The organism is Citrobacter sp. C1 (assembly GCF_014596895.2).
Taxonomy (GTDB): Bacteria; Pseudomonadota; Gammaproteobacteria; order Enterobacterales; family Enterobacteriaceae; genus Citrobacter; species Citrobacter gillenii.
Window position 1 is genome coordinate 1,189,125 of record NZ_CP115035.1, and the last position, 26,588, is coordinate 1,215,712.

A 26,588-nucleotide genomic window follows, 5' to 3' on the forward strand; every position below is an offset into this window, starting at 1 on the left:
GGTCATCACGATGGGCATTACAGCAGGCATTCACTGAGTGCCTGCGATAATGCTATGCGTTTTTTTGGGGAGTGAATATGCCACTGCGCACACCGAAGGCTTGTCGCGTTCGCGGCTGTCGGAACACCACAACAGACCCGTCTGGCTACTGTGAAAATCACAAAGGTGAAGGCTGGAAGTCCTATAAGCCAGGGCAATCCCGTCACCAGCGCGGCTACGGGACGAAGTGGGAAGTCATCCGGGAGCGGATACTTAAGCGCGACAAAGGGCTGTGTCAGAACCATCTTCGGCAGGGAGTCGTGAAGCAGGCGTCCTGCGTGGACCACATCAAGGCGAAGGCTCACGGCGGTACAGATGCCGACTCCAACCTCCAGAGCCTGTGCTGGTCATGCCACGCCACCAAGACCGGGAAAGAAGGGCGTAAATGATAATGATTGTCAATACCATATTGATGTGAGACGACACCTCACATCAAATGAGAATGAATGTCATTTGTATCAGCCAGGGGGAGGGGGAGGTCAAATCTCTGCAGCCCCCTGCCTTCCGGACTGCCCGCCTCCTCGTATTTTTATACCCGCGAAAAATCAAATTTAACCAGGAGCATCGCTTATGGCTGGAACGGCGGGGCGTTCCGGGCGTCGGCCAAAGCCAACGGCGCGCAAGGAACTGGCTGGTAATCCCGGCAAGCGCGCCCTGAATAAAGAAGAACCGGTGTTCACACCCATTAAAGGAGTGGCAGCGCCGGAATGGTTTTTTGAAGACGATGGCTTACCTATGGCAACCATCATGTGGGAAATGACCACCAAAGAATTATGTGGTCAGGGTTTGCTTTGCGTTACCGATCTTGCCGTGCTTGAACGCTGGTGTGTCGCTTATGAATTCTGGCGGCGAGCCGTGAGAAATATTGCGAAAGAAGGGCTTACCATTGTTGGTGCGATGGGCGGCAAGATTAAAAACCCTGAGTTGACCGCCAAGAAAGAACAGGAATCGGAGATGAGTTCTACCGGTTCTATGCTGGGTCTTGACCCCAGTAGCCGGCAGCGCCTGATCGGCCTCGCTGGTCAGAAGAAAACCTCCAATCCATTTCTGAAGATGATCAACTCATGACCCGGAAATCGTACCCCAACGTAAATGCTGCGAACCAGTACGCCCGCAACGTTGTGCGGGGGAAAGTCCCGGCGTGCCAGTATGTCATTCAGGCCTGCCAGCGCCATATCGATGATATGGCACAGGAGAAGAGCCGGAAATTCCGATACCGCTTTGATAAAGATATGGCGGAAAAAGCGGCAAAGTTTATTCAGTTATTGCCCCATACAAAGGGCGAATGGGCTTTCAAGCGGATGCCGATCACCCTGGAACCCTGGCAATTATTCATTATTTGCTGCGCCTTTGGCTGGGTGCAAAAAGGGTCAAAGCTCCGTCGATTCCGCGAAGTTTACACGGAGATCCCGCGCAAGAATGGCAAGTCAGCGATCTCGGCGGGTGTTGCACTTTACTGCTTCACCTGCGACAACGAGTTCGGCGCCGAGGTTTACTCCGGCGCGACAACAGAAAAGCAGGCGTGGGAAGTATTCAGACCTGCGCGCCTGATGTGCAAGCGTACACCGTTGCTGGTGGAGGCATTCGGTATTGAGGTGAATGCCTCAAACCTCAACCGTCCTGAAGACGGCGCACGCTTTGAGCCGCTAATCGGTAACCCCGGCGACGGTTCTTCGCCGCACTGCGCAATTGTCGATGAATATCACGAACATCCGACTGATTCGTTGTATACCACGATGCTGACAGGGATGGGCGCACGCCGCCAGCCGCTTATGTGGGCAATCACTACAGCGGGATACAATATTGAAGGGCCATGTTACGACAAGCGCCGCGAAGTTATTGAGATGCTGAACGGAACCGTTCCGAATGAGGAACTGTTTGGTGTGATCTTTACGGTCGATGAAGGCGACGACTGGACGGACCCGAAGGTGCTCGAGAAAGCAAACCCGAACATGGGGGTGTCGGTTTACCGCGACTTTCTCCTTAGTCAGCAGCAGCGCGCCATCAACAACGCCCGCCAGGCTGGCGTGTTCAAAACAAAGCACCTCAATATTTGGGTTGCCGCCCGCGCGGCATTTTATAACCTGGTGTCCTGGCAGAACTGCGAGGACAAGACTCTGACACTGGAAATGTTCGAAGGTCAGCCGTGTATTCTGGGTTTCGACCTTGCCCGCAAGCTGGATATGAACAGCATGGCGCGACTGTTCACCCGCGAAATTGACGGGAAAACTCATTTTTACTGCATTGCTCCCCGTTTTTGGGTGCCTTATGACACGGTGTTCAGCGTGGAAAAAAATGAGGATCGCCGCACGGCGGAACGTTTTCAAAAATGGGTTGAGATGGGGTTACTGACCGTGACCGATGGGGCTGAAGTTGATTATCGCTACATCCTCGAAGAGGCAAAAGCGGCAAACAAACTGAACCCGGTAAGTGAATCACCGATTGACCCCTTCGGGGCCACCGGCCTTTCTCACAATCTTGCTGATGAAGATTTAAGCCCCATCACGATCACTCAGAACTACACCAATATGTCAGACCCAATGAAAGAGCTTGAAGCCGCTATTGAGTCAGGCCGCTTTCACCACGACGGCAACCCGATCATGAGCTGGTGTATCAGTAACGTGGTCGGGAAAAATCTGCCGGGTAACGACGATGTGGTGAAACCTATCAAAGAGCAGAACGAAAACAAAATCGACGGCGCGGTTGCGCTGATTATGACGATCGGGCGGGCAATGCTCAAAGAGCCTGGCGATTTCCTCTCATCTCTTGATCCGGACGATGACCTGTTAATTCTATGAAATCACTGATTGCTGATGTTATCGGGCTGGCCGGGTACGGCCTGCTCACCGCCGGGTTTTACCTGCAGTTCGGGTTAGCCCCGGCGTTAATGTTCTCCGGCGGCCTGATGCTGGTGGGCGCGCTGGTGATGGCCAGAAGGGGGACACGTGCTGCTTGATTCTTTATTCAGAAGTGAATCTCTGGAGAACCCTGCCACACCAATTACGGGGGACGTGCTGGACGCTGACGGACTGTTCAGAGCGGATGTGTACGTGAGCCCTGAAACCGCCATGAAGCTGGCCGCGGTATATGCCTGCATTTATGTCCTGTCTTCCAACCTTGCCCAGATGCCATTGCATGTCATGCGAAAGCACAACGGGAAAGTTGAACCTGCGCGTGATCATCCAGCATTTTACCTGGTGCACGACGAGCCAAACACCTGGCAGACAAGCTACAAGTGGCGCGAGCTGAAGCAGCGGCACATTCTCGGCTGGGGTAATGGATACACCAGGGTCACGCGCAGCAGGCGCGGAGAGGTTATTTCACTGGACTGCTGCATGCCATGGGAAACCACGCTGATTAACACTGGTGGCCGGTACACCTACGGGCTTTATAACGAGGAGGGGGCATTTGCTATCAGCCCTGACGATATGATCCACATTCGGGCGCTGGGGAATAACCAAAAAATGGGCCTCAGTCCGGTGATGCAGCATGCAGAAACGATCGGCATGGGCATGAGCGGCCAGAAGTACACCGAGAGTTTTTTCAGCGGTAATGCGCGTCCTGCCGGGATCGTGACGGTTAAAGGCGAGATTAAATCAGAGGGGTGGGAGAGGCTCAAAAAGGTGTGGCAGAAGGCCGCGCTGGCGCTACGTAGCCAGGAAAACAAAACCATGCTTCTGCCTGCCGATCTGGATTACAGGGCGCTCACTGTCTCGCCGATTGACGCTCAGATCATTGACATGTCAAAGCTAAACCGTTCGATGATTGCCGGGATATTCAACGTGCCGGCGCACATGATTAACGACCTGGAGAAAGCCACTTTCAGCAATATCACGCAGCAGGCTATTCAGTTTGTGCGTTATTCGATGATGCCCTGGGTGACGAACTGGGAACAGGAGCTTAACCGCCGTCTGTTTACCCGCGCCGAACTGGCCGCCGGGTATTACGTCCGTTTCAACCTCACAGGCCTGTTACGCGGCACTCCGCAGGAACGCGCGCAGTTCTATCACTTTGCGATCACCGATGGCTGGATGAGCCGCAACGAAGCTCGCGCTTTCGAGGATATGAACCCGGTTGACGGCCTGGATGAAATGCTTGTCAGCGTTAATGCTGCCAACCCTGCGGACGACTTTAAGAAACCCAAAACCGAAGAGGAAAAAACCGATGAGTGATCGCGAGACTCGCTGTTACAGCGGTGAGGTCCGTGCCGAACAGCTAGGGGAACAACCCACGCGGATTATCGGTTACGGCTCGGTATTTAACAGCCGCTCTGAGCCGCTCTGGGGATTTCGCGAAATCATTAAGCCAGGCGCATTCGATGATGTACTGGGTGACGATATTCGCGGCCTGTTTAACCATGATCCTAACTTTATTCTGGGGCGCAGTTCGTCAGGAACGTTAAACGTGAACGTCGATGATAAAGGCCTGCGCTATGGCATCGCGGCGCCGGATACTCAGACCATTCGCGATCTGGTTCTGGCCCCGATGATGCGCGGTGATATCAACCAGTCGTCTTTTGCTTTCCGCGTCGCGCATGATGGCGAGAGCTGGTACCAGGATGATGAGGGGATCGTTATCCGCGAGATTAACCGTTTTTCACGTCTCTTTGACGTTAGCCCGGTGACATATCCGGCTTATCAGGAGGCCGACTCTGGGATTCGTTCCATGAAAGCCTGGCAGGAAGCGCGCGACAGCGGCGCGCTGGCGCAAGCCATTAATCAACGTATAGGGCGCGAGCGCCTGCTGACTCTTCTTAATGCGTAAGGAAAAACCATGAAATTGCACGAAATGAAGCAAAAACGTAACACTATCGCCAGTGATATGCGTGCCCTGCACGAAAAAATTGGCGATACCACCTGGACTGAAGAACAGCGTACCCAGTGGAGCGCAGCAAAGTCAGAGCTTGACGCGCTTGATGTGCGCATTGCCCGTGAAGACGAGTTGCGTCGCCAGGATCAGAACTATGTTGACGATAATGAAAAAGAAAATCGTCATCAACAGAACAAAGACCCTGCGAACCCAGATGCGAAAGCTGATGAACGTAGGGCCGCAGCATTTGATCGTCTTCTTCGTCATGGCTTCAATGAGCTTTCGGCTGAAGAACGGCAGGCGGTAAAAGAAATTCGCGCACAGGGTACCTCTCCTGATGATAAAGGTGGTTATACAGTACCGACCCAGATGCGCAACACGATTATTGAAGCGATGAAAGCCTATGGCGGTATTGCCAGCATCGCGCAAATCCTCAATACCTCAACGGGTCAGGATATTACCTGGTCAACGTCTGATGGCACCACGGAAGAAGGGGAGCTTCTTGCGGAAAATACCGCAGCTACCGAAGGTGATGTAACCTTTGGTACTGCAACCCTTGGCGCCAAAAAATTGTCCTCAAAAACCATTCGGGTCTCGAATGAACTGTTACAGGACAGTGGTGTGGATATCGAAGCTTATCTGGCTTCACGTATTGCTCAGCGTATTGGCCGTGGCGAGGCGAAATACCTGGTGCAGGGTACTGGCGTTGGCACACCTATCCAGCCGAAAGGTCTTGTTGCATCTGTCACTGGTACGGTTTCTACAGGTAACGCTGCCTCTTTCCAGTGGCAGGAAATGAACAGCCTGAAGCATGCGCTTGACCCCGCTTATCGCGGTGGGCCTAATTTCCGTTGGGCTTTCAACGATACAACGCTTCAGTATATTGAAGAGATGGTTGACGATCAGAAACGTCCTCTGTGGCTACCTGATGTTATTGGCGGTACGCCTGCAACCGTGCTGGGCATCCCTTACGTTATTGACCAGGCGATCGACTCCATTGCCGCCAGTAAGAAGTTTATCTTCCTTGGTGATTTTAACCGCTTCATCGTCCGCCGCGTTGCCTACATGACACTGAAACGTCTGGTAGAGCGTTACGCGGAATACGATCAGACCGCGTTCCTGGCATTCCATCGCTTCGATTGCGTTCTGGAAGATACCGCGGCCATCAAAGCGCTGGTGGGCAAAGCACCGTAATTCATATCACTGTCAAATGATGCCGCGAAAGCGGTTTTTTTATGCCCGTTATCTGGCGGGCATAAGGATTCTTATGCTGCTTGAACTGAGTGAAATTAAGCGCCAGCTTCGGCTGGAAGAAGATTACACCGAGGAAGACGAGCTGCTGACTCTGATTGGTGGTGCCGTCGAGTCCAGAACGGTGACATTCCTGAATCGTACTCTGTATGAGACGAGCGTACCCAGTAACGATCCTGACGGTCTGGTCATGACGGATGACATACGGATGGGGATGCTGCTTCTGGCCACGCACTTTTACGAGAATCGTTCCTCGGTGTCTGAGGTTGAAAAGACGGAAATGCCGCAGTCATTCACCTGGCTGGTCGGGCCCTATCGGTTCATACCGCTATGAAACTCCGACAGGCGCAAACCAGCGCGACGTATTTACTTCCTGATCCTGGCGAACTGGATAAGCGGGTACAGCTGCGTAAAAGGGTGGATGTCCCCTCGGCTGATTACGGTACTGAACCAGAATACCCGGTTTCATTCTTTGCCTGGGCAAAGATAGTCCAGACCAGCGCAACCACGTACCAGGAAACGGCGCAAACCGACAATGCGATCAGCCATTACATCACCCTTCGCTGGCGCAGTGGCATCACGTCTGATTTTGAGGTGGTGAACGGAGATGAGGTGTACCGCGTTAAGCGCGCGCGTGACCTGAACAGTAAGCGGCGTTTCCTGCTTCTTGAATGTACCGAGCTGGGTGTTGAGACAGCAACTACCGGAGGCAATGGTAATGGCGACTCCCTTTTTTCACGTTGATTTTCAGCAGCCGAAAGAGATGCGCTTTAACCGGGCACGCGTCCGGCGAGCGTTTATTCATATCGGCCAGCGCCATATGCGTGATGCGCGCCGACTGGTGATGCGACGCGGGCGTTCAGAACCCGGTGAAAATCCAGGGTACCAGAGCGGTCGCCTTGCGAAATCCATTGGCTATATGGTACCGAGAGCCAGCAAGAACCGACCTGGTTTTATGACGCGTATCGCGCCAAACCAGCGGAACGGGCAGGGGAACCGGCTGATTACGGGCGATTTCTATCCGGCATTCCTGTTTTACGGCGTCCGTGGGGGCGCTAAGCGCCGCCGCAGTCATCATCGCGGCGCTTCTGGTGGTAGCGGCTGGCGCATGGCTCCACGTAATAATTTTATGGTTGAGACACTCAACAAAAACAGCCCGTGGACGCGCTATTACCTTGCGCGTGAATTGCGGCTCTCACTCAAACCGGAGAAACGACGCTGATGAAACTGGTCCCGATTATTGCAGCACTTCGGGCGCGTTGCCCGGAATTCCAGAATCGTGTAGCGGGTGCTGCGCAGTTTAAGGACTTGCCGGAAGTCGGGAAGATGAAACTGCCGGCGGCTTATGTTGTTCCCGGCGACGACTCACCCGGCGAACAGAAAAGCCAGACGGATTACTGGCAGGATTTGACCGAAGGATTTTCCGTCATTGTGTTTGTCAGCAATGGCCGGGATGAGCGTGGTCAGTTTGCCTCATATGATGTTGTTCACGATGTGCGGCAGTCACTGTTTAAGGCGATCCTGGGCTGGAATCCTGAAGAACGCGGAAACCCGATCACCTATGCTGGTGGTACGTTGCTTGATGTGAACCGGCATGAACTGAGCTACCAGTTCGACTTCACTGTGTTGAAAGAGCTTACAGAAGATGACACCCGCCAGCAGGATGAGCTGAACGACCTGGATGATTTCAAAACGTTGTCGATTGATGTGGATTTTATCGATCCCGGTCATGGCCCTGACGGCAAAATCGAACACCACCTCGAAATAAACCTTCCTTCCTGAGGAACACCATGTTTGTGAAACCCAAAGACAGGCGGTCAGTTCATGATCCTGCCCGGGGTGACCTTTTGCCTGCAGCAGGGCGAAATGTCGAACCAAGCCAGTACTGGTACCGTCGTGAAAATGACGGAGATATTGAGGTGGTGACGCCATCTCAGGGCGCAGCACCGGACAAGAAGGTGAGCACTAAATGACAGTCTCTATGAATACAATTCCGTCTGATCTTCGCGTCCCGCTGTTTTATGCCGAGATGGATAACAGCGCGGCGAATACGGCGCAGACCAGCGCCCCTTCGTTACTGATTGGCCATGTGAACACTGGCGCAGCCATTGCGACCAACCAGCTGGTTTTCATGCCATCAAAGGATTACGCCATTCAGCAGTGCGGCGCGGGCAGTCAGCTTGCGCGCATGGTGGAAGCCTATCGGCTTGTTGATCCATTTGGTGAGCTGTGGGTGGTTGCTGTTCCTGACACAGGAACGGTGGCAACGTTCACCCTGACGGTGACAGGAGCGGCCACAGAGTCCGGGGTTATTAGCCTGTACATTGGGCGACGTCGCATTCAGGCTAACGTGACAGCTGGCGACGATGTTGCAGCTGTTGCATCCGCTATTTCTGCCGCCATCACTGCTGACGGCCAGACGCCATTTACCGCCGCTTCGGCAGCCGGTGTTGTCACACTCACATCACGGCATAAAGGCACCTGGGCGAATGACATTCCTGTCGCGCTGAACTATTACGGTTTCAGCGGTGGCGAAAAACTCCCGGCTGGCGTGCTGATCGCCATTGCATCTGGTGTGGCTGGTGCTGGTGCGCCACTGCTGACAGGCACGATTGCCGCGATGGGCGACGAGCCTTTCGACTATATCGGTCACCCGTTCAACGATACTGCGTCCATGAACATCTTCACGCTGGAAATGAACGATACCAGCGGGCGCTGGAGCTGGTTACGACAGATTTATGGTCACGTCTATACGGCAAAAATTGCTGCAATCAGTGACCTGATCACCGTAGGTGATATGTTCAATGATCCGCATGTCACGCTGGCAGGCTATGAAAAAACGGTTCAGTCGAACCCGGATGAACTGGCAGCAAGCCGCACAGCACGCGCCGCAGTGTTCCTGCGTATCGACCCCGCACGTCCGACACAAACTGGCGAGCTGACAGGCATGCTTCCTCCTCCAACGGGCAAACGCTTTATTCGCTCCGAGCAGCAGTCACTACTGACGCACGGTATTGCGACAGCGTATGCAGAAGGGGGTGTTCTGCGCGTGCAGCGTGATATTACGACCTATAAAAAGAATGCGTATGGCGTAGCGGATAACAGCTATCTCGACAGCGAGACACTGCATACCAGCGCCTATGTTCTGCGGCGTCTTAAAGTGGTGATCACCAGTAAGTATGGCCGCCACAAACTGGCGAACGACGGTACTCGTTTTGGACCCGGCCAGGCAATTGTTACGCCAGCGGTGATCAAAGGTGAGCTTCTGACCACTTACCGCCAGATGGAACGTGCGGGCATCGTCGAAAATTACGAACTGTTTAAGCAGCACCTGATCGTCGAACGCGACGCCACTGACCCGTCTCGCATCAACGTGCTTTACCCGCCTGATTACGTTAACCAGTTGCGCGTCTTTGCATTGCTTAACCAGTTCCGCCTTCAGTATCAAGAGGAGTCCGCATAATGCCGCGCATTGCAGGTACTTGTTATTTCAAAATTGATGGTCAGCAATTATCCATGACCGGCGGTATTGAGGTGCCGATGAATACTAAGGTCAATGATGATGTCATTGGCCTTGATGGCTCGGTGGATCGTAAAGAAACGCACCGCGCGCCATATATCAAAGGCACCTTCAAAGTGCCGAAAGATTTTCCGGTCAACAAAGTTACCACCTCAGACCAGATGACCATTACCGCGGAGCTGGCAAACGGTCAGGTTTATGTCTTGTCGTCTGCCTGGCTGCACGGTGAGGCAAACCACAACGCCGAAGAAGGCACGGCGGATCTTGAATTCCACGGTGAAGAAGGGGATTACCAGTAATGCAAGAACTTGAGCTACAACACCCAGTCACAGCACATGGTGAAACAATCAGTGTTCTGGAGTTCAACGAACCCACTGGTAAAGATGTTCGCGAACTGGGTTATCCCTATCAGATGAACCAGGATGAGTCTGTAAAACTGCAGGCGCATATCATTGCGAAGTATATCGTGCGGCTCGCGAACGTACCGTTAAGTACGGTTGATCAGATGAAACCATGCGACTTTAACAGCGCAGGTTGGCTGGTTGCAGGTTTTTTCCTCCAGGCCTGACAGCTGATTATCTCACTGACCGTTTTTTTGACTGCGCCAGTTACTGGCGCATTAACCCATTTGAACTGTTGAAAATGCCAATCAGTGAGATTCCTCTGCTGGTCAGCCAGGCGAACAGGATAGAGCAGGAGAAAAAACGTAATGGCTGAGTTTGAGCTTAAAGCGCTAATCACCGGCGTGGATAAATTATCTCCTGCACTTTCGCGGATGCAGAAAAATATTCGCGGATTTAAACGTCAGGCAGAAGAGGCATCGAAAGGTGGTTTAGCCATGGCTGGCGGACTTGCTGCAGGATTAACTGTATCACTTAAGGCCTTTGCGGATCAGGAGAACGCGGCGACAGGGTTAAAAGTCGCGATGATGCAGGATGATGGTAACGTCGGCAAAAGTTTTGAAAAAATAAACAAACTGGCTGTTGGGCTTGGGAATCAGTTACCTGGCACGACTGCTGATTTTCAGAACATGATGCAGATGCTGGTTCGCCAGGGTATTCCGGCAGAAAACATTCTGGGTGGAGTGGGCAAAGCGACAGCATACCTTGCTGTTCAGCTTAAAAAGACACCTGAAGCTGCGGCTGAGTTCGCCGCGAAAATGCAGGATGCCACGGGAACTGCTTCAGATGACATGATGGGCTTGTTCGATACCATCCAGAAGGCATTTTATCTGGGAGTGGACGATACCAACATGTTGTCATTTTTTACCAAAACCAGTTCAGTCCTGAAAATGGTGAACAAGGATGGACTTAAGGCCGCTCAGGGGCTTGCGCCTATCAGCGTCATGATGGATCAGATGGGCATGCAGGGCGAGTCAGCTGGTAACGCCCTTCGAAAAGTCATTCAATCAGGACTTGATATTAAGAAGGTCAGAGCGACGAACAAGACGCTAAAAACACAGGGTGTTCGACTGGATTTTACTGACGGGAAAGGTAGCTTTGGTGGTCTGGACAAAATGTTTAGCCAGTTGGCCAAGCTACGCAAACTTACAGATACGGATAAAACATCTGTACTAAAAACTCTCTTTGGAGATGATGCGGAAACCCTGCAGGTAGTGAATGCCCTCATCGACAAAGGTAAAGATGGCTACGATCAGATTCAGCAAAAAATGAATAAACAGGCCAGTCTGAATAAGCGTGTTGAGGCTCAACTTGGAACCCTGACAAACCTCTGGGAAGCGATGACAGGCACAGCAACTAATGGCTTGGCCGCTATCGGCAGTGCGTTTTCAGGTGATACCAAAAGCATAACCATATGGCTTGGCGATCTTGGCGAACGTTTCACAAAGTTTGCAGATGAAAACCCTCGAGTGATTCGTGGCGCGTTTGGTCTTGCTGCTGGATTGACTGTTTTGAAGCTGGCTTTTATGGGCGTGGGTGGAGCTATCAGTATGGTCAGTCGAATAATGTCAATGACGCCAATAGGCATGATCGCTACGGGTATAGCACTGGCCGCTGGGTTGATTATTTCGAACTGGGATGTTATTGGACCATATTTCAAAAATATGTGGGAAACTATAGGACCATACTTTAAAGCGGGATGGGAGGCCATTAAAACGATGTTTGGCTGGACACCGCTTGGAATGGTAATAAACAACTGGGGGCCGGTTGTTAAATGGTTTCAGGACATGTGGGATAAGCTCAAACCCATTATTGAATGGCTCTCTGATGGAGCCAGTGATACTGTTGCTGCTGCTAATGCTGTCCAGTGGGGGACTGGTGGTTATGGGGCATATGGGACTGGGGCGGCGAGTTCAGGCTATAATCCATATCAGATTCAGAATGGCGGCGCTTCAAAAAATCAGGGTTCCATTACGGTACAATTCAAAGATGCCCCACCAGGGATGAGCGTTACTGATTCCAGTTCGTCCGGAATTGAAGTAAATCATGATGTTGGTTACACCCGGATAGGAAAGATTGGCATGGGTGGATAGAACGATGTATTTTGAGATCGCTATCTTGTATATAGCGAACAATAATAGTTAATCACTCAAGGTCATCATGAAAAATCATATAATTGCCAGTGTAATAATTGGTGTGTCGGTTGTTTTTTCTGCGCTTATCATCTCTGATAACATTTCGTTTAAGAATGAGCATGTAATCCCCCTTGCTGGAGGCTCTGTAAAATTAGGTGATGTATACAAAGAGGAAAAATTGCTGAGTGCTAGATTAATATTTAAAGAAGGTGAACAAGTTTTAATATCCAGTGGGAACCCAGATGATTTTTCAAATGAATTGGATGCGAAAATAACGGAGATACTCAAGACCCTTAATTCAGGGAAGAGTAAAGATGATGTGCGTTTAACAGCAGAAAATCTTAGTGTTATTGATGATGCCAAACTGGAAGTTACCTCAGCGGTACGTTATACAAGTGAACATCAGCCTTTGTTTACATTAACACTGGACGAGCAAGAAATACCTATGGTTAAAGGCTCATACATCAAAGATTTTTCACACGAAAACATTAAGAAGTTTATCGACGGCCAACAAAAAAACTATCAAAACGCACTTTTCTTAACGAAGTAATTAATTCATTAGCATAAGCCCGCTTCGGCGGGTTTTTTTATGTCCGGAGTTTCTATGGCGTGGAAAGATAGGCTTCAGGATGCGTCATTCCGTGGCGTACCATTTAAGGTCGAAGGCGAAGGTGCAGCAGTTGGTCGTAGAGTTGAAACACACGAATACCCCAACCGCGATAAACCCTACACCGAAGATCTCGGTAAGGTCACCTTCCGGCCAAATATCACCGCCTATGTCATAGGCGATGATTGTTTCGATCAGCGCGACAGACTAATTGAAGCGCTCAACAAACCGGGGCCGGGAACACTTGTTCACCCGACCTATGGTGAGTCGAGTGTTTGTGTCGATGGCGAAGTTAAAGTCAGCACGACGAGCAGCGAAGGGCGCATGGTGCGCTTTGATCTGCAGTTTGTCGAAGCGGGTGAGCTTTCCTATCCAACGGCGGGCGCAGCCACGGCGAATACGCTGGTGTCCTCATGTTCTGCACTGGATGACTGTATCAGCGATAACTTTGACCAGTTTGGCATGGATGGTTTGCCTGACTTCGCTCAGGGTGACGTGCTTGAGCGCGCCACTGGTATCCTGGACTTTGTGTCTGATTCCATGTCGATGGTCGACAGCTATGTTGCAGACGCTGCGAGGCTTATGCAGGGCGACATTTCTGTTCTTCTTCCTCCTCCGTCATCAGGAAAAGGATATGTCGAAGCCATTCAGAAAGTGTGGCGCACGGCGAACAGACTATCTGGAAATGCTTCCGACGTTATGAAAATGATTAAGGGGTTTGCCGGGATTTCGTTGGGATCAGATATGGCCCCGCGAGGCATCTGGAAAACAGACAGCAAAAGCACACAGAGCAGCAAGGAACAGGGTAATTATGTTGCCAGTGCAGTACGCACAACCGCCATAAGCGAGGCGGTTTATGCCGTTACAACATTGCCAACACCTGCAATAGCGACAAAGGAACAAACTCAGCAAGCCTCTGGATGGCCTTCTGTGGCACACCCGGCGCTGAATAATGCGCCTGAAGAAACTGTCGTTGCCGATGTTCCCTCATGGGATGAGCTGGTGGACATCCGCGATACGCTGAATACCGCCATTGATAAAGAGCTGGGTCGAACAACGGATGACCGTTTATTTTTGGCGCTTCGTCGCGTGAAATCCGACCTCAATACTGACATTAAAACTCGCCTGTCGCAGACGCAAAAAACGGTTGAGCGTACGCCGGATGACGTACTACCTGCGCTGGTGCTGGCCGCCAGTTGGTTTGATAACGCGTCGCGTGAATCAGACATTGTTCGACGTAACGCCGTGGCCCATCCCGGCTTTGTTCCGGTGTCACCACTGAGGGTTCCCGTACGATGAACGACAACGTAACGCTAAGGGTTAACGGACGCGAGTGGGGCGGCTGGACGTCCGTGCGTATTGGCGCAGGGATTGAACGAATCGCACGGGATTTCAGTGTGGAAATTACACGTGAATGGCCTGGTGGGAATGGCTCTGTATCCCTTCAACCCCGCGTCAAAAACGGGGATAAAGTTGAGGTGCTGATTGGTGATGACCTTGTTGTCACCGGATGGGTGGAAGCCACACCTGTCCGCTACGATGCGCGTTCTGTCAGTACCGGGATTAGCGGTCGCAGCCTGACCGCCGATCTCATCGATTGTGCTGCAGAGCCAACCCAGTTCAACGGGCAGTCACTGGTTCAGGTAGCGTCAGTTCTGGCAAAACCTTTTGGTATTTCGGTCATCAATTCAGGCGCACCGGCAGCGACTATTCCGGGCGTTCAGCCCGATCATGGTGAAACGGTTATTGAGGTGCTGAACAAAATGCTGGGTCAGCAGCAGGCGCTGGCTTATGACGATCCAAAAGGACGTCTGGTTATTGGCGGTATCGGCTCATCGCGTGCGCGCACTGCGCTGGTACTGGGGCAAAACATCCTTTCCTGCGATACCGAAAAGAGTATTCGCGAGCGGTTTTCAACGTATCAGGTTTCCGGCCAGCGCGCGGGGAATGATGATGACTTTGGTGTGGCCACCACAACGGCGTTACGGGCAAAAACCACTGATGCCTCAATAGGGCGTTATCGCCCGATGGCGGTTCAGCAAACAGGGCAGGCCACAGGTGCGAGCTGCATTGCCCGTGCAGAATTCGAATCCCGCCAGCGTGCTGCGCGTACTGATGAAACCACCTACACGGTCTGGGGCTGGCGTCAGGGTGACGGGGTGTTGTGGCAACCCAACCAGCGCGTCATCGTTTACGACCCGGTTTGTGGGTTCAATAACCGCGAACTGCTCATCGCTGAAGTCTCATTCACCAAAGACAATAACGGCACACTGACAGAGCTGCGTGTCGGGCCGCCTGATGCTTATCTTCCGGAGCCGGAAGACGAGAAAGCGAAGGGTGGCAAAAAACGCAAAGTGAAGGAGGAGCCATTCTGATGGGAACGATGCAGAACCTTCAGCGTCAGGTGCTAAGCCTTATTGGGCGCGCTGTTGTGAAGAGTATTAACGCGGCTTCTAAGTGCCAGATGATAGATGTTGAGTTACTGGCTGGGCAGCAAAAGGCGGGTATTGAGCACCTTGAACCCTATGGCTTCACTTCTCGTGCAAAAGCGGGTGCTGAGGCTGTTGTTTTGTTTCCTGACGGTGACCGTTCTCACGCCGTTGCGATCACCGTATCTGATCGTCGCTATCGCATGAAGGGGCTCAAAACGGGGGAGATCGCTCTCTACGATGACCAGGGGCAGTCAGTCACGCTGACACGTGCCGGGATTGTTGTTGATGGTGGTGGCAAGGTGATTATGTTCAAAAATGCGCCTAAAGCCCGCTTTGAAATGGATCTGGAAGCTACCGGCCAGATCAAAGACCTCTGTGATACTTCTGGCCAGACAATGTCAGCGATGCGTGTTGCTTATAACGGGCATAAACACAGAGAAAACGGGCAGGGCAATAACACCGATGCACCTGATAAACAAATGGGGGCGTGATGGAACTCTGGCTTACGGTAAACGGAAAACAGGTTAGCGCCAGTTCTCAACTTGACCCACTTACGCGCGCAGTGGTGATTTCGCTCTTCACTCACCGGCGCGCAGACCCCGACGACAATACTGATGTACCTATGGGGTGGTGGGGAGATACCTGGCCGATGGTGGCCAACGATCGCTATGGGTCAAAGCTATGGCTTTTACAGCGGAGCAAGCTCACAAACGCGCTGGTGAACACGGTGCGAACGTATATCCGAGAATCCCTTCAGTGGATGCTCGATGACAGTGTTGTGTCCAGGATAGATATAGATATACAGCGAACCGGTATCAATGAACTGGGAAACAGCCTTGTTCTGTGGCGCCGGGATGGTCCGGTAACAATTTCTTTTAACGATTTCTGGAGCGTGATTGCAAATGGCGGACAGTGAATTTCAGCGGCCAACGCTGGCCGAAAACATCAGCATGATCCGCACCGACCTTTTTGCACGGCTTGACATCAATGATGAACTTCGCCGCATGGATGAAGATGTCAGGGCCAAAGTTTATGCGGGGGCGCTGCATACGGTTTATGGCTATATCGATTATCTGGCGATGAATATGCTGCCTGATCTTTGTGATGAGTCATGGCTTTATCGGTATGCGGCGATGAAACGATGTCCGAGGAAAGATGCCGTGGCCGCATCAGGTTTTATGCGATGGGATGGCGTAACGAACGGGCTCAAGGTGAGTGCAGGATCGGTCATTCAGCGTGACGACCTCGTCCAGTACATCGCACAGGCAGATGCAACGAGTGCCGGTGGCGTGCTTCGTGTGCCCGTTACCTGCAGCGTGACAGGTATGGCCGGAAATATGGATGATGGTGAGGCGCTCTCACTGGTTACGCCAGTTAACGGACTTCCTTCCGGCGGCATGGCCGATACGATCACTGGCGGTTTTGATGTTGAAGACCTTGAGGTCTGGCGTGCCCGTGTTCTGGAGCGCTACTACTGGACCCCGCAGGGCGGCGCTGACGGAGATTATATCGTCTGGGCAAAAGAAGTACCCGGCGTAACGCGCGCGTGGACTTATCGACACTGGATGGGGACGGGAACGGTTGGCGTTATGATTGCCAGCAGCGACCTGATTAACCCGATTCTTGATGATGCAACAGTGGCTGCAGCTCAGGCACATATTGAACCATTGGCGCCCGTAGCGGGTTCTGACCTCTATGTATTTAAGGGAACCCCAAAAACGGTCAATTACACCATTGACCTGAATCCGGATACCCCTGAAATACGCGCCGCAGTTGAGGCCGAGCTTCGTTCATTCCTGTTGCGTGACGGCTATCCGGAAGGAACGCTTGAGCTGTCCCGTACAAACGAGGCGATTTCTATAGCGGCCGGTGAGTACAGCCATAAGCTGCTTTCGCCTACAGCTGATACGGCAATCGCAAAAAATGAACTGGCTGTACTGGGGGGAATAACGTGGGCGTGAGTAACGATGATTATGTCCAGTTACTGAGTGCGCTGCTTCCGCCAGGGCCGGCATGGTCAGTTGACGATGTTGCGATAAGCGGCGTAGCTCCTTCTTTGCTCAGGGTGCATCAGCGTGGCGATGAACTCATGCAGGAGCTTGATCCGCGTACCACAACAGAACTTATTGACCGCTGGGAGCGGTGCTGCGGTCTGCCTGATGAATGCATTCCTTCAGGAACCCAGACGTTAAGGCAGAGACAGCAGCGGCTGGACGCAAAAGTTAATCTTACCGGAGGAATCAACGAAGATTTCTATCTTCGTCAACTGGCTGCACTGGGGAAGCCTGGCGCCACAATCACGCGCTATAACAAGGGACCTTTCAAGTGTACGTCGACGTGTACTGATGCGACCTATTCAACTGAATGGCGTTACTACTGGCAGGTAAATATGCCCGCTTCAACAGACGCAATCTGGATGACCTGTACAGACAATTGCGAAACCCCCATTCGCTACTGGGGCGACACAGTTGCCGAGTGCGTTATCAATAAACTTTGCCCGTCCCATACCTACGTAATATTCAAATATCCGTAACCGGAGACATTATGCATCGCATTGACACACCTACTGCGCAGAAAGATAAATTCGGCGCGGGAAAGAATGGCTTTACCCGCGGTAACCCGCAAACAGGAACGCCTGCCACTGATTTGGATGACGACTATTTCGACATGTTGCAGGAAGAACTGGCGGGAGTGGTAGAAGCAACCGGCGTTAATCTGGACAAATCAAAACATAACCAGTTACTGACTGCCCTGAAAGCGCTGCTGCTAAGCCGCGCACATCCTTTTGCAGATATTAAAGCCGACGGAACTGCAGCAATTGCAGAAGCTCTCTCAAACCTTGGTTTGGTAGGAGGTCTGGCAAGCGATGCGGTCGGACGGCTGATTGGCGTTAAGATTATTACGGCTTCCACGACATACGCAGCAACGCCTGGCACGAAAAAAGTGCTGGCAATCATTACCGGGGGTGGTGGGGCTGGCGGTAGCTGCTCTGCAACAACCACAGGCTCCACTTTCTCTGGCGCTGGAGGAGGCGGGGGTGGGACTTGTATCGGCCTCCTTAACCTTGCTGATGCCACAAATAAAGCAATCACGATAGGTGCTGGCGGTGCTGCGGAACTTGCTGGCGGGAGCACTACGTTCGCAGGAATGGCCGCAGGGGGCGGGGGTGGCGGTGGATACACAAGCGTAACATCCACGCCTGGTGGTACAAGTGGTACGGCAACTGGCGGCATCATGAATATCCCAGGTGGTCATGGAGGAGATGGCCAGTCAGGAGCTTACCTAATTAGCGGAATGGGTGGTGGTAGTTTGTGGGGAACTGGAGGCCGCTCTGGTCAAAATGCTGGAATTTCTTCAATTGTGTATGGTGCAGGTGGTGGCGGAGCTTACGATACTGGCTTCTCAGGTACTAAGCGTAATGGTGGGAATGGTGCGCCCGGCGTGGCAGTAATACTGGAGTTTGCATAATGAACAATGTTTACGCAATCGTAAAAAATGAGTCCGTAATTAACGTTATTATGTGGGAAGGTGAACCTGACTGGGCACCAGACAAGGGGGAAGCCATTCGCGCACCTGACGGGGTTGGGATAGGCTGGGGCTATGCAAACGGGCAATTTACCGCGCCGCCAGAACCTGAATTAACCCCTGACGAGCTTGCGGCTAAAAACCTACTTACCGCGCAAGCTGCATATGAGAATGCATCAAATAAAATCACAGCGTTGAATGAGCAGATTCAGGATGATGATTTTGACGGTACGACAGAAGTGACGGTAAAAGCTGAACTGGCTGCCTGGACCAATTATCGGAAAGATCTTCGCGCGTACATCAAAAATGCTGATGGCAACCAACCTTTACCTACCGCACCGCCAGAGGTTTTGAATTAATTTATAGATGAACGTTTACGAAAATGAATATCCGCCACAGCGTAATCAAGACGTAACTGTGGCGGGTATTGAAATTCTTCACTCCCTCACTAACCAGAATTCAGCCTCTTCAAACATTTCCTGAACAGTACGGCTTATTTGTTCCTTCTCATGCTTGCTGGCGTCAGTGTTGATCGCCGGCAGTGTCATCATCGGTTTAACCCGAACATCAGCGTCAGGGAAGATGCGGTGTACTCTTTTGCTTAACTCCCCCAGAATGATGTCCTTTGCACCGGGTAAACCATCAAAATTCCTTTTGTCATAAACGAGTTCCACAAACATTATGAATCACCTCTTTACTGGATATATATACAGTATTTATACTGTGTTTTTATTCGGTATTCAAGAGAGGGCGTAATGATGCCACGACGCAGCGATATTGAAATGGCCTGGTATGCTTCGATACAGCAGGAACCGAATGGCCGGAAGACCGTCACCACGCAACGGTTTGTCCAGGAGCTGAGCAAGGTTAACTGGAACTGGACAATGAAGCAGGCCAACGAATGGATCGAGTGGTATGTGACAACATTCCGCGATGTATCAACGCAGGAAGGGGAGAACCGTACCTTTCAGTTGTTCAATCCAAACGGAGGACTATAGTCATGGGCTTCCCGTCACCTGCCAGTGATTACGTTGAAACAAAGATTTCACTCGATCAGCAGCTAATCAGCCAGCCAGCTGCGACTTATTTCATGCGGGCATCGCGTTCACATTTCAGGGAAGGGATACTGCAGGGTGCGCTGCTTGTCGTCGACTCTTCGCTGTCGCCCTGTGATGGCTCGCTGCTGATATGCGCGATAGATGGGGAATTCAGGATCAAGCGATACCGAACTCACCCCCAGCCCCACCTGATAAATCTGGAGAACAGGAGAAGGGAGGAGTTGCCAGTAGACGATGATAGCTACAGTTCTTCACATACTGTATTCGGGGTGATCACTTACATTATCAATAATGCCAGGACTGCAGAGTTTGATGACTGCCCGGTGATGTGAGTACCGAAATTATGCAATGTAGTTGATGCCCTGCGTCGGGGTTTTTCCCCGATAATTCCCCATTGCTTCCCCGTACAGAAAACAGGCATAAAAAAACCAGCCGTAAAGGCTGGTTCTTAAAGGAGTTTCTGGTCGGCACGAGAGGATTTGAACCTCCGACCCCCGACACCCCATGTCGGCTACTCTAAGCCGTAGTATTTTTTTAAGGCTAACGTGGCCACTTCTGTAACGACGGCAATTCCTATTCCCATTGCACCATGCGCTGCTTTTCCAACGACATTAGCAAGCCAGTTACTTACGGATTGCCCATAATTTCCGTTTCTGGGTGCAATTGGACCATCTGAAGTAATCGCTATTTCTAAATCTCGGACATCATCTTGAGAGAATCCTTGTTCCGTTAAATATTTTTTTAACGACTCAAGATCATTCTTTGAAATGTTATTTGTAACCGAGATATTATTCTCATTACCAAAATTAATAACTGTATTATCACCAAAAATAGAGTTATGAAATAGCGATGCGGTATCAATATTTTTAAGCTTTTCCATCATTGATTTTTCTCCAGGAATTTCATCAACATGATCTGAAAGCTCAAGGGTAAAGTCCAATAACCTTGATCTAACTTGTGTTAAAATTGATACAAAATTATGTAGTGCGATTTCTTTATAGCACCGAGTCATTTCATACCCCCGTTCGATACTTTTACAGTATTTTAAGTATGCAATATCTAAGGGGATTGGCTGCTGAAGTGTATGGTTATCGCCTGCATTCAGCACTAAGTTTTCTACTTGGCTTATGGATAACCGGACTTCACTTTGAGTTGCATCCTCATAGTCATCGTCTTCAAGATAACCGATCGGCAATGGGAAGGCATTATAGCGGCGAACCCCGTTGTTGAGATCCGCTAGTATTCTGGTGGATACGATTCTGTAGTCAGGAAGTTGAGCATTATCTGGATAGCCATTGATCTCATAATTGACCCACGCAGCAAGCTCTTTTTTGCCTATTGAAAAAAGAAGGATCTTAGTTTTCAGAAGAGCGTTTGTTACGCCTTCGTTTCCTGAACTGAGTATCTGTATGATTTCTTCAAGCTGATTCATGGTCGTTACTCCCATAAAAAAGCCCGCGTAAGCGGGCTTTCATGTCACTCGGGAGCCGCGGCTCCTTTGCGTATCCTTTTTTGTCCCCTCACCGTCTGGTCGGTGTCCTGCTGAGACTGCTAACTTCCTGTTTTTGTTAGTGCTGTCCTAGCACTGTCCAATCATGATTGGTGGAGCTGGCGGGAGTTGAACCCGCGTCCGAAATTCCTACATCCTCGGCACTACATGCTTAGTCAGTCTTTACATTCGCACGCCAGCTGCGGACAGACACGCCACTAACGAACTAGCCTGATTAGTTTTAGCACTTCAGCCCCAGGCAGGACATCCGCGCGATCTCTTTTGGGTTTGACCTCTCTTTATCCCCGTCTTAAGAGCGGAAGCTAGGGAGAGAGGGCTCTTAGCAGGTTATTAAGCTGCTAAAGCGTAGTTTTCGTCGTTTGCGACTATTTTTTTGCGGCTTTTTACGAGGCCAACCGCCCCTCGGCATGCACCTTGGGTTTCGCAAATCCCGTCGAATCCAGAATCAGCCCCAATGTGTTAAGGCAAGTATAACAGACTTGTGACACGCGTGACCAGCCCCTGCAACCCCTTATCCTCAACGATTTAGCGCTCCCGTAGCGCTTCTTTTGCGCGATTAAACGGTTTGATTAAATAGTCGACGATGGTTTTTTCACCGGTTTTGATATCCACGCTGGCAATCATGCCCGGAACGATCGAGAAATGACGCCCCAGTTTGTTCTGCAAATAGTCCTGATGGGTGCGGATAAACACGCGGTAGTAGAAGACTTCTGGCTTTACTTTGTCCTGAATGGTGTCCGGGGAGATGGTTTCGACCACGCCTTCCAGCCCGCCGTAGATGGCGTAGTCATAGGCGGTGATTTTCACCAGTGCCCGCTGTCCGGGGTGAATAAAGGCGATATCGCGCGGTGACAGGCGTGTTTCTATCAGCAGGTGATCGTCGACCGGCACAATCTCCATCATCTCGCCGTTGGGCGGGATCACGCCGCCAATGGTGGTGACCTGAATGTTTTTCACGATGCCGCGCATCGGGGCGCGCACGGTCAGGCGGGTGACGGAATCTTCACGCCCTTTCAAAATGGCCGCCAGCATATCCACTTCGGCGTTGGCTTTTGACAGTGCTTCCCGCGCCTGCACGTAATACTGCGAGCGCAGGTCGGTGATTTTTAGTCCGAGGTCGCTTTTTTGTCGCTGCAGGCGCAGCACTTCCACATGGCTGGCGGCGCCGCTTTTCTCCAGCCGCTGGGTGATTGCCAGCTCTTTATTTACCGAGACCAGCGCATCCTGGAGTTCGACCATCGCGTCGGCAAGCTGCGCCCGACGGCTTTTATACAGCCGGATTTCGGAGGCGATAAGGTCGGGCCAGGCGTTCAGTGCATCGGGAAAGGTCAGCGGCAGATCGTTGACTTCGGCATTGAGTCGCGCGCTGGAGGCCAGCGAGGCGCGGTATCGGGCGGCGCTTTCGCCGACGTTAGATTCAGAACGAGTAGGGTCGAGACGGGCCACTACCTGATTGGCCTGTACTTTGTCTCCTTCGCGCACCGTCAGTTCGGCGAGGATCCCGCCGTCAAGCGACTGCAACACCTGTTCGCGCGAGCTGGGGATCACTTTGCCGCTGCCGGTGGAGACTTCATCCAGCGTCCCGAAGTATGCCCAGATGCCCAGGATGGCAAACAGCAGCGTGCTGAGCAGGATAATACGGCTGGCACCGGAAAAGCGCTGTTCGTGGCGGATGTCGAGGTCGTCCATGGCGGCATCATGCGGATTGGTTTTCATTTTTCCACTCCCGACCGTGAGTCTGTGCAGGCGCGCGACTCGCGTTCAGCGCCTGTGCTTTCGGGGCATCCATCACCAGTTGACCTTCTTTTAACACCACCACGCGCTCGACCAGTTCCAGAACCGGTACGCGATGGGTGGCGACGATCAGCGTGCGGTTGCCGAGCCACTGGTTTAGCCGTTGAATAAACTCCCGCTCGGTATGTTCATCCAGCGAGGCGCTGGGTTCGTCGAGCAGCACAATATTGGGCGAGCGCAGCAGCATTCTTGCCAGCAGAATGGATTGCCGCTGCCCACCGGAGAGGCCGTTGCCGCCTTCCATAATCGGGTGTCCCAGCCCTTTGGCGAGCTGTTTAACAAACGTGGCTGCGCCGCTGACTTCCAGCGCGTCGAATATCTGCGCATCACTGGCATGCGGCGCGCCGAGGGTCAGGTTCTCACTCAGCGTGCCAAAAAACAGGCGTGCATTTTGGCTGAGAAAGCCGATGTTGCGGCGTAAATCGGCCATGTCGATCTGTGCCAGGCTCAGGTTATCGAGCCGGACGTCGCCCTGAATCAGCTCCACACCGCCCGCCATAGCCTGTAGTAGGGTGGATTTCCCCGCGCCGTTACGCCCGAGGATGGCGATGCGTTCCCCTGGCATCACTTCGAGGCGAGAAATGCGCAGCGGTACCTGCTGATCGTCGCTGTGGTAGCGAAAGTGGGCGTTCTCAAACAGATAGTGCCCGCGAAAGATTTCCTGATGTACCCGGTTCTCATCGTGCTGGGTTTCGGTGGGGAGCTGCATAATGCTGTCCAGCCCCGTCTTCGCTGCCTTGACCTGCTGCCAGCGCGCCAAAACGCCGCACAGATTTGCCATCGGGGCAATCATTCTTGAGCCGAGCATTGAGGCCGCCACGACCGCGCCGGTAGTCATGGTGCCTTCGATGACCATCGGCGCACCGAACATAATAATCGCAGCGTAGACCAGACTTTGTACCGACATGCCCCAGCCAATCAGCCCCTGAGTCAGCTTGCGCGTGCGCAGTCCGGACTCGCCGGTAATGCGGATGTAGCTGTTCCACTGCTGCAAAAAGCGGTTCTCCGCCTGCATCAGCTTGATGTCCTCCAGCCCCTGGACGCTTTCGACCAGCACCGCGTTACGCAGCGTGGACTCGTGTGCAGCCTGGTTGGCGAGCATAGCCAGCTTCTTCTGTAACAGCAGGCCAGGCAGGATCATCAGGATCGCAGCGACGGGCGCTATCCACGCCAGCTGCGGGGCGATGCAGGCCATCACGACGATAAACAAAAAGAAAAAGGGCAGATCGACAAGGGTCGACAGGGTTGAGGAGGTGATCATCTCCCGTACCTGCTCCAGTTCGCGGAGCTGGGAAATAAAGCTGCCGGTGGAGCGGGGGATGGCGCTGTTACGCAGGCGCAGTGCGTGGCTGAACACGCGATCGGAAATGCGCATATCGGCGCGCTTGCCGAGTACATCCATGATATGGGTACGGGCTTCGCGCAGTAAAAAGCCGAACAGCACCGCCACCAGCACGCCGGTCGAGAGCACATACAGCGTGGGATACGATTGGGCCGGGATCACCCGGTCGTAAACCTGCATCGAGAAGATAATCCCGGCGAGCGACAGAACGTTAATCAGAAACGCGGCTACCATCACCGGCAGGTAAGGCCGGATGTCCTGGAGCACCAGGTCGCGCATCCAGTCCGGCTTAAAGCGCGAAACATAGCGGTCGACCCGACTGTCTTTGAGCGCCGACAGCGGGCGCAGGGCGGTAATGGTGTGGATCTCCGGCAGCAGCTCGGCAATCGCCAGCCGGTTGCGCTGGCCTTCTTCGGCGATGATAAACACATCCAGCGCATCTTCACCGTTGAAGTGCTCTATTACCATAATTTGGCCGTCGCGTAGCTCCGCCACAACCGGTAAACGCCACTGGCTGAACAGATGTTTTGTGGTATCCAGCGCATGAAACGACAGCCCCGCCTGGCGCGCGAGCTGCGTCAGGGCGAGGGGTTTATTTTTTCCGGCAAACCACGGAGCGTTGGCCTGAATCGCGCCGGGCGAGCAGGTGACGCGATAGTGGCTGGCAATGTGGCTAATGGCCTGTGCCCACAGGTTCAGGGCGGGCTCGCTAATCGTCTCTTCTGCACCCGGCTCGACGTGGCTCATAGCTGGATCTCCACTGACTGGATGCTGCGATTGTTGAGGGCGAACGCCTGGCGCAGCGTGCCGGTATTGTAGAGGCAGTTCAGCTGGAGTTGACGAAGCTGGCTTTGGGTTTGCAGTTCGGCAAAGCGGGCCTGATACACCTCCTGCTCGGCATTAAGCACGTCGAGCAGCGGACGAGAGCCGAGATCCAGATATTGCTGTTGATACAGTTCGCGCGTGCGTTCGCTCAGCCGTTGCTGGCGGCGCAGGATCTGCAGGGCGGTGGCAAGGCTCATCGCCTGGCTGCGGGATTCGAGCAGTTTCTGGCGCACGTCGAGTCGGGTACGCTGAACAGAATACTGCGCCGAGTCTACCGCATGCCCAGCGGCGTTGCGCTGGGCGGTGAGTCCGCCTCCCTGATACAACGGCATCTCGACTTTTACCCACGTAGAGTACTGCGTTTTGTCGAGCACCTCATGGCTGGGATATTTGTCATTGAGATAGTGCTGCACGGAAGGCTCAAGAGAGATAGTGGGCGTCATCTGCGCGTTGGCGTAATCCAGATTGGCCTGTGCAACATTAGCCTGCGCCCAGGCTGCCAGCACGGCAGGTACCAGCCTGTCATCAGGCTTGGTGATGTCGCAGCTGCTGTCCAGTTTCACCGGGAACGCGTTGCTGACGCCGTTGAGCGAATTCCAGCCAAGAAAGCTCATCAGTGTCGCCTTGCTGCTGTCGAGGTTCGCCTGATACTGCGCCAGCTGCGAACGGGCGGATTCGATACGCGCATCGGTTTGTACCACGTCAGAGAGCGACGTGGCCCCTTCATCGTTGCGTTGTCGGGTTAACCTGCCAATGCCGTTCAGGGCGGAGAGCTGCGCTTCGGCGGCGTCGACCATTTGCTGCCAGGACTGTACCTGCACAATGGCGTTGGCGGTTTCGTGGGCGACGGTGTCAATGCTGAGTAAGACGTTAGCCTGCTGCTGGGCGGCCCCTGCAGTCTCGGCGCGTACCTGACTGGCGACTTTGCCAAAGTCATACAGCATTTGCGAGACCGAGATCACCAGCGACGGGCTGAAACCATGATCGTTATAGGTATTGCTGTAGCCGTTGTTCACCCCGGCCGTGACCTGCGGATAGTATTTGGATTTCGCCACGTCGATCTGCTCATTTTGCGAGAGCAGTTTGCCGATCGATTCACGGATCGCAGGATGCCAGCTTACGGCGCGGCTTACCGCATCGTTAAGTGTCAGGTTGCCGGGCGCGGCGGCGCTCAGCGGGAGTTCGGCCACCGATCCATCCAGAGAGGGGAGCATCTGGCTGGTGGCCAGCCCTTCCGGCGTAATGATTTGCGGTTCATCTTCGGCATTCACCTGTAAGGAACAGAGCGTGAATGCCAGCAGCAACGTAACAGAGGCGACATTTCTCATCGTATATCCCTT

31 protein-coding genes, 1 other RNA gene and 2 pseudogenes are annotated in these 26,588 nt (G+C 52.8%); 27 read left to right on the forward strand and 7 right to left on the reverse strand.

From position 1 onward, the window contains the following. Positions 1-77: 77 nt before the first annotated feature. The 26 genes from IB214_RS05595 to IB214_RS05720 all read left to right on the forward strand — a co-directional run bounded on the left by IB214_RS05595 (position 78) and on the right by IB214_RS05720 (position 19,078). The gene (locus IB214_RS05595) at positions 78-428 is read left to right on the forward strand and encodes an HNH endonuclease (RefSeq protein ID WP_117343977.1); all 351 of its coding nucleotides are present in this window, start codon (positions 78-80) and stop codon (positions 426-428) included. 181 nt (positions 429-609) lie between these two features. Further along, positions 610-1,107 (forward strand): phage terminase small subunit P27 family, encoded by a 498-nt coding sequence (locus IB214_RS05600; protein WP_086550250.1) that lies wholly within the window; start codon positions 610-612, stop codon positions 1,105-1,107. Continuing rightward, positions 1,104-2,837 (forward strand): terminase large subunit, encoded by a 1,734-nt coding sequence (locus IB214_RS05605; protein ID WP_117343979.1) that lies wholly within the window; start codon positions 1,104-1,106, stop codon positions 2,835-2,837. Before IB214_RS05600 ends, IB214_RS05605 begins: the two co-directional genes overlap by 4 nt. After that, positions 2,834-2,995 carry a hypothetical protein gene (locus tag IB214_RS05610; RefSeq protein WP_164496628.1) on the forward strand — a complete coding sequence of 54 codons (162 nt, stop codon included), beginning with the start codon at positions 2,834-2,836 and terminating at the stop codon, positions 2,993-2,995. Before IB214_RS05605 ends, IB214_RS05610 begins: the two co-directional genes overlap by 4 nt. After that, positions 2,985-4,211, forward strand: a complete 1,227-nt coding sequence (locus tag IB214_RS05615; RefSeq protein WP_117343980.1) for a phage portal protein — start codon at positions 2,985-2,987, stop codon at positions 4,209-4,211. The genes IB214_RS05610 and IB214_RS05615 overlap by 11 nt, the downstream gene beginning before the upstream one ends. Continuing rightward, on the forward strand, positions 4,204-4,803 hold the full coding sequence (locus IB214_RS05620) for an HK97 family phage prohead protease (RefSeq protein WP_117343981.1): 600 nt from the start codon (positions 4,204-4,206) through the stop codon (positions 4,801-4,803). The genes IB214_RS05615 and IB214_RS05620 overlap by 8 nt, the downstream gene beginning before the upstream one ends. A 9-nt stretch (positions 4,804-4,812) precedes the next feature. After that, positions 4,813-6,042, forward strand: a complete 1,230-nt coding sequence (locus IB214_RS05625; protein WP_117343982.1) for a phage major capsid protein — start codon at positions 4,813-4,815, stop codon at positions 6,040-6,042. 73 nt (positions 6,043-6,115) lie between these two features. After that, the gene (locus tag IB214_RS05630) at positions 6,116-6,433 is read left to right on the forward strand and encodes a head-tail connector protein (protein ID WP_117343983.1); all 318 of its coding nucleotides are present in this window, start codon (positions 6,116-6,118) and stop codon (positions 6,431-6,433) included. Further along, complete coding sequence (locus IB214_RS05635; protein WP_117343984.1) at positions 6,430-6,843, forward strand: phage head closure protein; 414 nt, start codon at positions 6,430-6,432, stop codon at positions 6,841-6,843. Before IB214_RS05630 ends, IB214_RS05635 begins: the two co-directional genes overlap by 4 nt. Beyond that, positions 6,818-7,321 carry a hypothetical protein gene (locus tag IB214_RS05640; RefSeq protein ID WP_117343985.1) on the forward strand — a complete coding sequence of 168 codons (504 nt, stop codon included), beginning with the start codon at positions 6,818-6,820 and terminating at the stop codon, positions 7,319-7,321. The genes IB214_RS05635 and IB214_RS05640 overlap by 26 nt, the downstream gene beginning before the upstream one ends. Then, positions 7,321-7,881 carry a hypothetical protein gene (locus IB214_RS05645; RefSeq protein WP_117343986.1) on the forward strand — a complete coding sequence of 187 codons (561 nt, stop codon included), beginning with the start codon at positions 7,321-7,323 and terminating at the stop codon, positions 7,879-7,881. The genes IB214_RS05640 and IB214_RS05645 overlap by 1 nt, the downstream gene beginning before the upstream one ends. 8 nt (positions 7,882-7,889) lie before the next feature. Further along, on the forward strand, positions 7,890-8,072 hold the full coding sequence (locus IB214_RS05650) for a DUF2635 domain-containing protein (RefSeq protein WP_117343987.1): 183 nt from the start codon (positions 7,890-7,892) through the stop codon (positions 8,070-8,072). Further along, complete coding sequence (locus tag IB214_RS05655; protein ID WP_117343988.1) at positions 8,069-9,562, forward strand: phage tail sheath subtilisin-like domain-containing protein; 1,494 nt, start codon at positions 8,069-8,071, stop codon at positions 9,560-9,562. Before IB214_RS05650 ends, IB214_RS05655 begins: the two co-directional genes overlap by 4 nt. Next, positions 9,562-9,918, forward strand: coding sequence for a phage tail tube protein (locus tag IB214_RS05660; RefSeq protein WP_001137307.1), 357 nt, complete (start codon positions 9,562-9,564; stop codon positions 9,916-9,918). The genes IB214_RS05655 and IB214_RS05660 overlap by 1 nt, the downstream gene beginning before the upstream one ends. Next, positions 9,918-10,187: a phage tail assembly protein gene (locus IB214_RS05665; protein ID WP_117343989.1), complete on the forward strand. Its 270-nt coding sequence runs from the start codon at positions 9,918-9,920 to the stop codon at positions 10,185-10,187. Before IB214_RS05660 ends, IB214_RS05665 begins: the two co-directional genes overlap by 1 nt. Further along, entirely contained in the window at positions 10,154-10,336 is a 183-nt protein-coding gene (locus IB214_RS05670) for a hypothetical protein (protein WP_117343990.1), read from the forward strand. The genes IB214_RS05665 and IB214_RS05670 overlap by 34 nt, the downstream gene beginning before the upstream one ends. Next, entirely contained in the window at positions 10,329-12,113 is a 1,785-nt protein-coding gene (locus IB214_RS05675) for a phage tail tape measure protein (RefSeq protein ID WP_117343991.1), read from the forward strand. Before IB214_RS05670 ends, IB214_RS05675 begins: the two co-directional genes overlap by 8 nt. A gap of 67 nt (positions 12,114-12,180) precedes the next feature. Then, positions 12,181-12,705 carry a hypothetical protein gene (locus IB214_RS05680; protein WP_117343992.1) on the forward strand — a complete coding sequence of 175 codons (525 nt, stop codon included), beginning with the start codon at positions 12,181-12,183 and terminating at the stop codon, positions 12,703-12,705. 54 nt (positions 12,706-12,759) lie between these two features. Further along, positions 12,760-14,061 (forward strand): DNA circularization N-terminal domain-containing protein, encoded by a 1,302-nt coding sequence (locus IB214_RS05685; RefSeq protein WP_117343993.1) that lies wholly within the window; start codon positions 12,760-12,762, stop codon positions 14,059-14,061. Continuing rightward, complete coding sequence (locus IB214_RS05690) at positions 14,058-15,137, forward strand: phage baseplate assembly protein (RefSeq protein ID WP_117343994.1); 1,080 nt, start codon at positions 14,058-14,060, stop codon at positions 15,135-15,137. The genes IB214_RS05685 and IB214_RS05690 overlap by 4 nt, the downstream gene beginning before the upstream one ends. Beyond that, positions 15,137-15,685: a phage baseplate assembly protein V gene (locus IB214_RS05695; RefSeq protein WP_117343995.1), complete on the forward strand. Its 549-nt coding sequence runs from the start codon at positions 15,137-15,139 to the stop codon at positions 15,683-15,685. Before IB214_RS05690 ends, IB214_RS05695 begins: the two co-directional genes overlap by 1 nt. Further along, the gene (locus tag IB214_RS05700) at positions 15,685-16,110 is read left to right on the forward strand and encodes a phage GP46 family protein (protein WP_135953095.1); all 426 of its coding nucleotides are present in this window, start codon (positions 15,685-15,687) and stop codon (positions 16,108-16,110) included. The genes IB214_RS05695 and IB214_RS05700 overlap by 1 nt, the downstream gene beginning before the upstream one ends. Beyond that, on the forward strand, positions 16,097-17,155 hold the full coding sequence (locus tag IB214_RS05705) for a baseplate J/gp47 family protein (protein WP_117343997.1): 1,059 nt from the start codon (positions 16,097-16,099) through the stop codon (positions 17,153-17,155). The genes IB214_RS05700 and IB214_RS05705 overlap by 14 nt, the downstream gene beginning before the upstream one ends. Beyond that, complete coding sequence (locus tag IB214_RS05710; RefSeq protein WP_117343998.1) at positions 17,146-17,727, forward strand: YmfQ family protein; 582 nt, start codon at positions 17,146-17,148, stop codon at positions 17,725-17,727. The genes IB214_RS05705 and IB214_RS05710 overlap by 10 nt, the downstream gene beginning before the upstream one ends. 11 nt (positions 17,728-17,738) lie before the next feature. Then, complete coding sequence (locus IB214_RS05715) at positions 17,739-18,662, forward strand: carbohydrate kinase (RefSeq protein WP_348939482.1); 924 nt, start codon at positions 17,739-17,741, stop codon at positions 18,660-18,662. Next, complete coding sequence (locus IB214_RS05720; protein ID WP_188249411.1) at positions 18,662-19,078, forward strand: hypothetical protein; 417 nt, start codon at positions 18,662-18,664, stop codon at positions 19,076-19,078. The genes IB214_RS05715 and IB214_RS05720 overlap by 1 nt, the downstream gene beginning before the upstream one ends. Before the next feature lie 78 nt (positions 19,079-19,156). Here the strand turns inward: IB214_RS05720 and IB214_RS05725 are convergent, their stop codons facing one another. Both IB214_RS05725 and IB214_RS05730 read right to left on the reverse strand, forming a co-directional pair. After that, positions 19,157-19,399, reverse strand: coding sequence for a DinI-like family protein (locus tag IB214_RS05725; protein WP_117343875.1), 243 nt, complete (start codon positions 19,397-19,399; stop codon positions 19,157-19,159). Between the two features lie 93 nt (positions 19,400-19,492). After that, a pseudogene (locus IB214_RS05730) lies at positions 19,493-19,612 on the reverse strand (hypothetical protein); the annotation flags it as partial. Between IB214_RS05730 and IB214_RS05735 the strand changes: the two are divergent. Further along, positions 19,604-20,109, forward strand: a pseudogene (locus tag IB214_RS05735) (LexA family transcriptional regulator). The pseudogenes IB214_RS05730 and IB214_RS05735 overlap by 9 nt on opposite strands. Positions 20,110-20,288: 179 nt before the next feature. On the opposite strand, the gene IB214_RS05740 reads toward IB214_RS05735, so the two are convergent. From IB214_RS05740 to IB214_RS05760, 5 genes are all read right to left on the reverse strand, one after another. Further along, positions 20,289-21,209, reverse strand: coding sequence for a hypothetical protein (locus IB214_RS05740; RefSeq protein ID WP_117343873.1), 921 nt, complete (start codon positions 21,207-21,209; stop codon positions 20,289-20,291). 168 nt (positions 21,210-21,377) lie between these two features. After that, positions 21,378-21,740: a transfer-messenger RNA gene (gene ssrA / locus IB214_RS05745) on the reverse strand. Between the two features lie 72 nt (positions 21,741-21,812). Beyond that, complete coding sequence (locus IB214_RS05750) at positions 21,813-22,976, reverse strand: HlyD family efflux transporter periplasmic adaptor subunit (RefSeq protein WP_117343876.1); 1,164 nt, start codon at positions 22,974-22,976, stop codon at positions 21,813-21,815. 7 nt (positions 22,977-22,983) lie between these two features. Next, on the reverse strand, positions 22,984-25,170 hold the full coding sequence (locus IB214_RS05755) for a type I secretion system permease/ATPase (RefSeq protein ID WP_117343872.1): 2,187 nt from the start codon (positions 25,168-25,170) through the stop codon (positions 22,984-22,986). Then, complete coding sequence (locus IB214_RS05760) at positions 25,167-26,576, reverse strand: TolC family outer membrane protein (protein ID WP_117343871.1); 1,410 nt, start codon at positions 26,574-26,576, stop codon at positions 25,167-25,169. Before IB214_RS05760 ends, IB214_RS05755 begins: the two co-directional genes overlap by 4 nt. Between the last annotated feature and the right edge of the window lie 12 nt (positions 26,577-26,588).

Excerpts from the sequence above, each read along its gene's own strand:
- IB214_RS05595 (WP_117343977.1), top strand. The coding sequence starts at position 78 with ATGCCACTGCGCACACCGAAGGCTTGTCGCGTTCGCGGCTGTCGGAAC.
- IB214_RS05600 (WP_086550250.1), top strand. The coding sequence starts at position 610 with ATGGCTGGAACGGCGGGGCGTTCCGGGCGTCGGCCAAAGCCAACGGCG.
- IB214_RS05605 (WP_117343979.1), top strand. The coding sequence starts at position 1,104 with ATGACCCGGAAATCGTACCCCAACGTAAATGCTGCGAACCAGTACGCC.
- IB214_RS05610 (WP_164496628.1), top strand. The coding sequence starts at position 2,834 with ATGAAATCACTGATTGCTGATGTTATCGGGCTGGCCGGGTACGGCCTG.
- IB214_RS05620 (WP_117343981.1), top strand. The coding sequence starts at position 4,204 with ATGAGTGATCGCGAGACTCGCTGTTACAGCGGTGAGGTCCGTGCCGAA.
- IB214_RS05625 (WP_117343982.1), top strand. The coding sequence starts at position 4,813 with ATGAAATTGCACGAAATGAAGCAAAAACGTAACACTATCGCCAGTGAT.
- IB214_RS05630 (WP_117343983.1), top strand. The coding sequence starts at position 6,116 with ATGCTGCTTGAACTGAGTGAAATTAAGCGCCAGCTTCGGCTGGAAGAA.
- IB214_RS05635 (WP_117343984.1), top strand. The coding sequence starts at position 6,430 with ATGAAACTCCGACAGGCGCAAACCAGCGCGACGTATTTACTTCCTGAT.
- IB214_RS05640 (WP_117343985.1), top strand. The coding sequence starts at position 6,818 with ATGGCGACTCCCTTTTTTCACGTTGATTTTCAGCAGCCGAAAGAGATG.
- IB214_RS05645 (WP_117343986.1), top strand. The coding sequence starts at position 7,321 with ATGAAACTGGTCCCGATTATTGCAGCACTTCGGGCGCGTTGCCCGGAA.
- IB214_RS05650 (WP_117343987.1), top strand. The coding sequence starts at position 7,890 with ATGTTTGTGAAACCCAAAGACAGGCGGTCAGTTCATGATCCTGCCCGG.
- IB214_RS05655 (WP_117343988.1), top strand. The coding sequence starts at position 8,069 with ATGACAGTCTCTATGAATACAATTCCGTCTGATCTTCGCGTCCCGCTG.
- IB214_RS05660 (WP_001137307.1), top strand. The coding sequence starts at position 9,562 with ATGCCGCGCATTGCAGGTACTTGTTATTTCAAAATTGATGGTCAGCAA.
- IB214_RS05665 (WP_117343989.1), top strand. The coding sequence starts at position 9,918 with ATGCAAGAACTTGAGCTACAACACCCAGTCACAGCACATGGTGAAACA.
- IB214_RS05675 (WP_117343991.1), top strand. The coding sequence starts at position 10,329 with ATGGCTGAGTTTGAGCTTAAAGCGCTAATCACCGGCGTGGATAAATTA.
- IB214_RS05680 (WP_117343992.1), top strand. The coding sequence starts at position 12,181 with ATGAAAAATCATATAATTGCCAGTGTAATAATTGGTGTGTCGGTTGTT.
- IB214_RS05685 (WP_117343993.1), top strand. The coding sequence starts at position 12,760 with ATGGCGTGGAAAGATAGGCTTCAGGATGCGTCATTCCGTGGCGTACCA.
- IB214_RS05690 (WP_117343994.1), top strand. The coding sequence starts at position 14,058 with ATGAACGACAACGTAACGCTAAGGGTTAACGGACGCGAGTGGGGCGGC.
- IB214_RS05695 (WP_117343995.1), top strand. The coding sequence starts at position 15,137 with ATGGGAACGATGCAGAACCTTCAGCGTCAGGTGCTAAGCCTTATTGGG.
- IB214_RS05700 (WP_135953095.1), top strand. The coding sequence starts at position 15,685 with ATGGAACTCTGGCTTACGGTAAACGGAAAACAGGTTAGCGCCAGTTCT.
- IB214_RS05705 (WP_117343997.1), top strand. The coding sequence starts at position 16,097 with ATGGCGGACAGTGAATTTCAGCGGCCAACGCTGGCCGAAAACATCAGC.
- IB214_RS05715 (WP_348939482.1), top strand. The coding sequence starts at position 17,739 with ATGCATCGCATTGACACACCTACTGCGCAGAAAGATAAATTCGGCGCG.
- IB214_RS05720 (WP_188249411.1), top strand. The coding sequence starts at position 18,662 with ATGAACAATGTTTACGCAATCGTAAAAAATGAGTCCGTAATTAACGTT.
- IB214_RS05725 (WP_117343875.1), bottom strand. The coding sequence starts at position 19,399 with ATGTTTGTGGAACTCGTTTATGACAAAAGGAATTTTGATGGTTTACCC.
- IB214_RS05740 (WP_117343873.1), bottom strand. The coding sequence starts at position 21,209 with ATGAATCAGCTTGAAGAAATCATACAGATACTCAGTTCAGGAAACGAA.
- IB214_RS05750 (WP_117343876.1), bottom strand. The coding sequence starts at position 22,976 with ATGGACGACCTCGACATCCGCCACGAACAGCGCTTTTCCGGTGCCAGC.
- IB214_RS05755 (WP_117343872.1), bottom strand. The coding sequence starts at position 25,170 with ATGAGCCACGTCGAGCCGGGTGCAGAAGAGACGATTAGCGAGCCCGCC.
- IB214_RS05760 (WP_117343871.1), bottom strand. The coding sequence starts at position 26,576 with ATGAGAAATGTCGCCTCTGTTACGTTGCTGCTGGCATTCACGCTCTGT.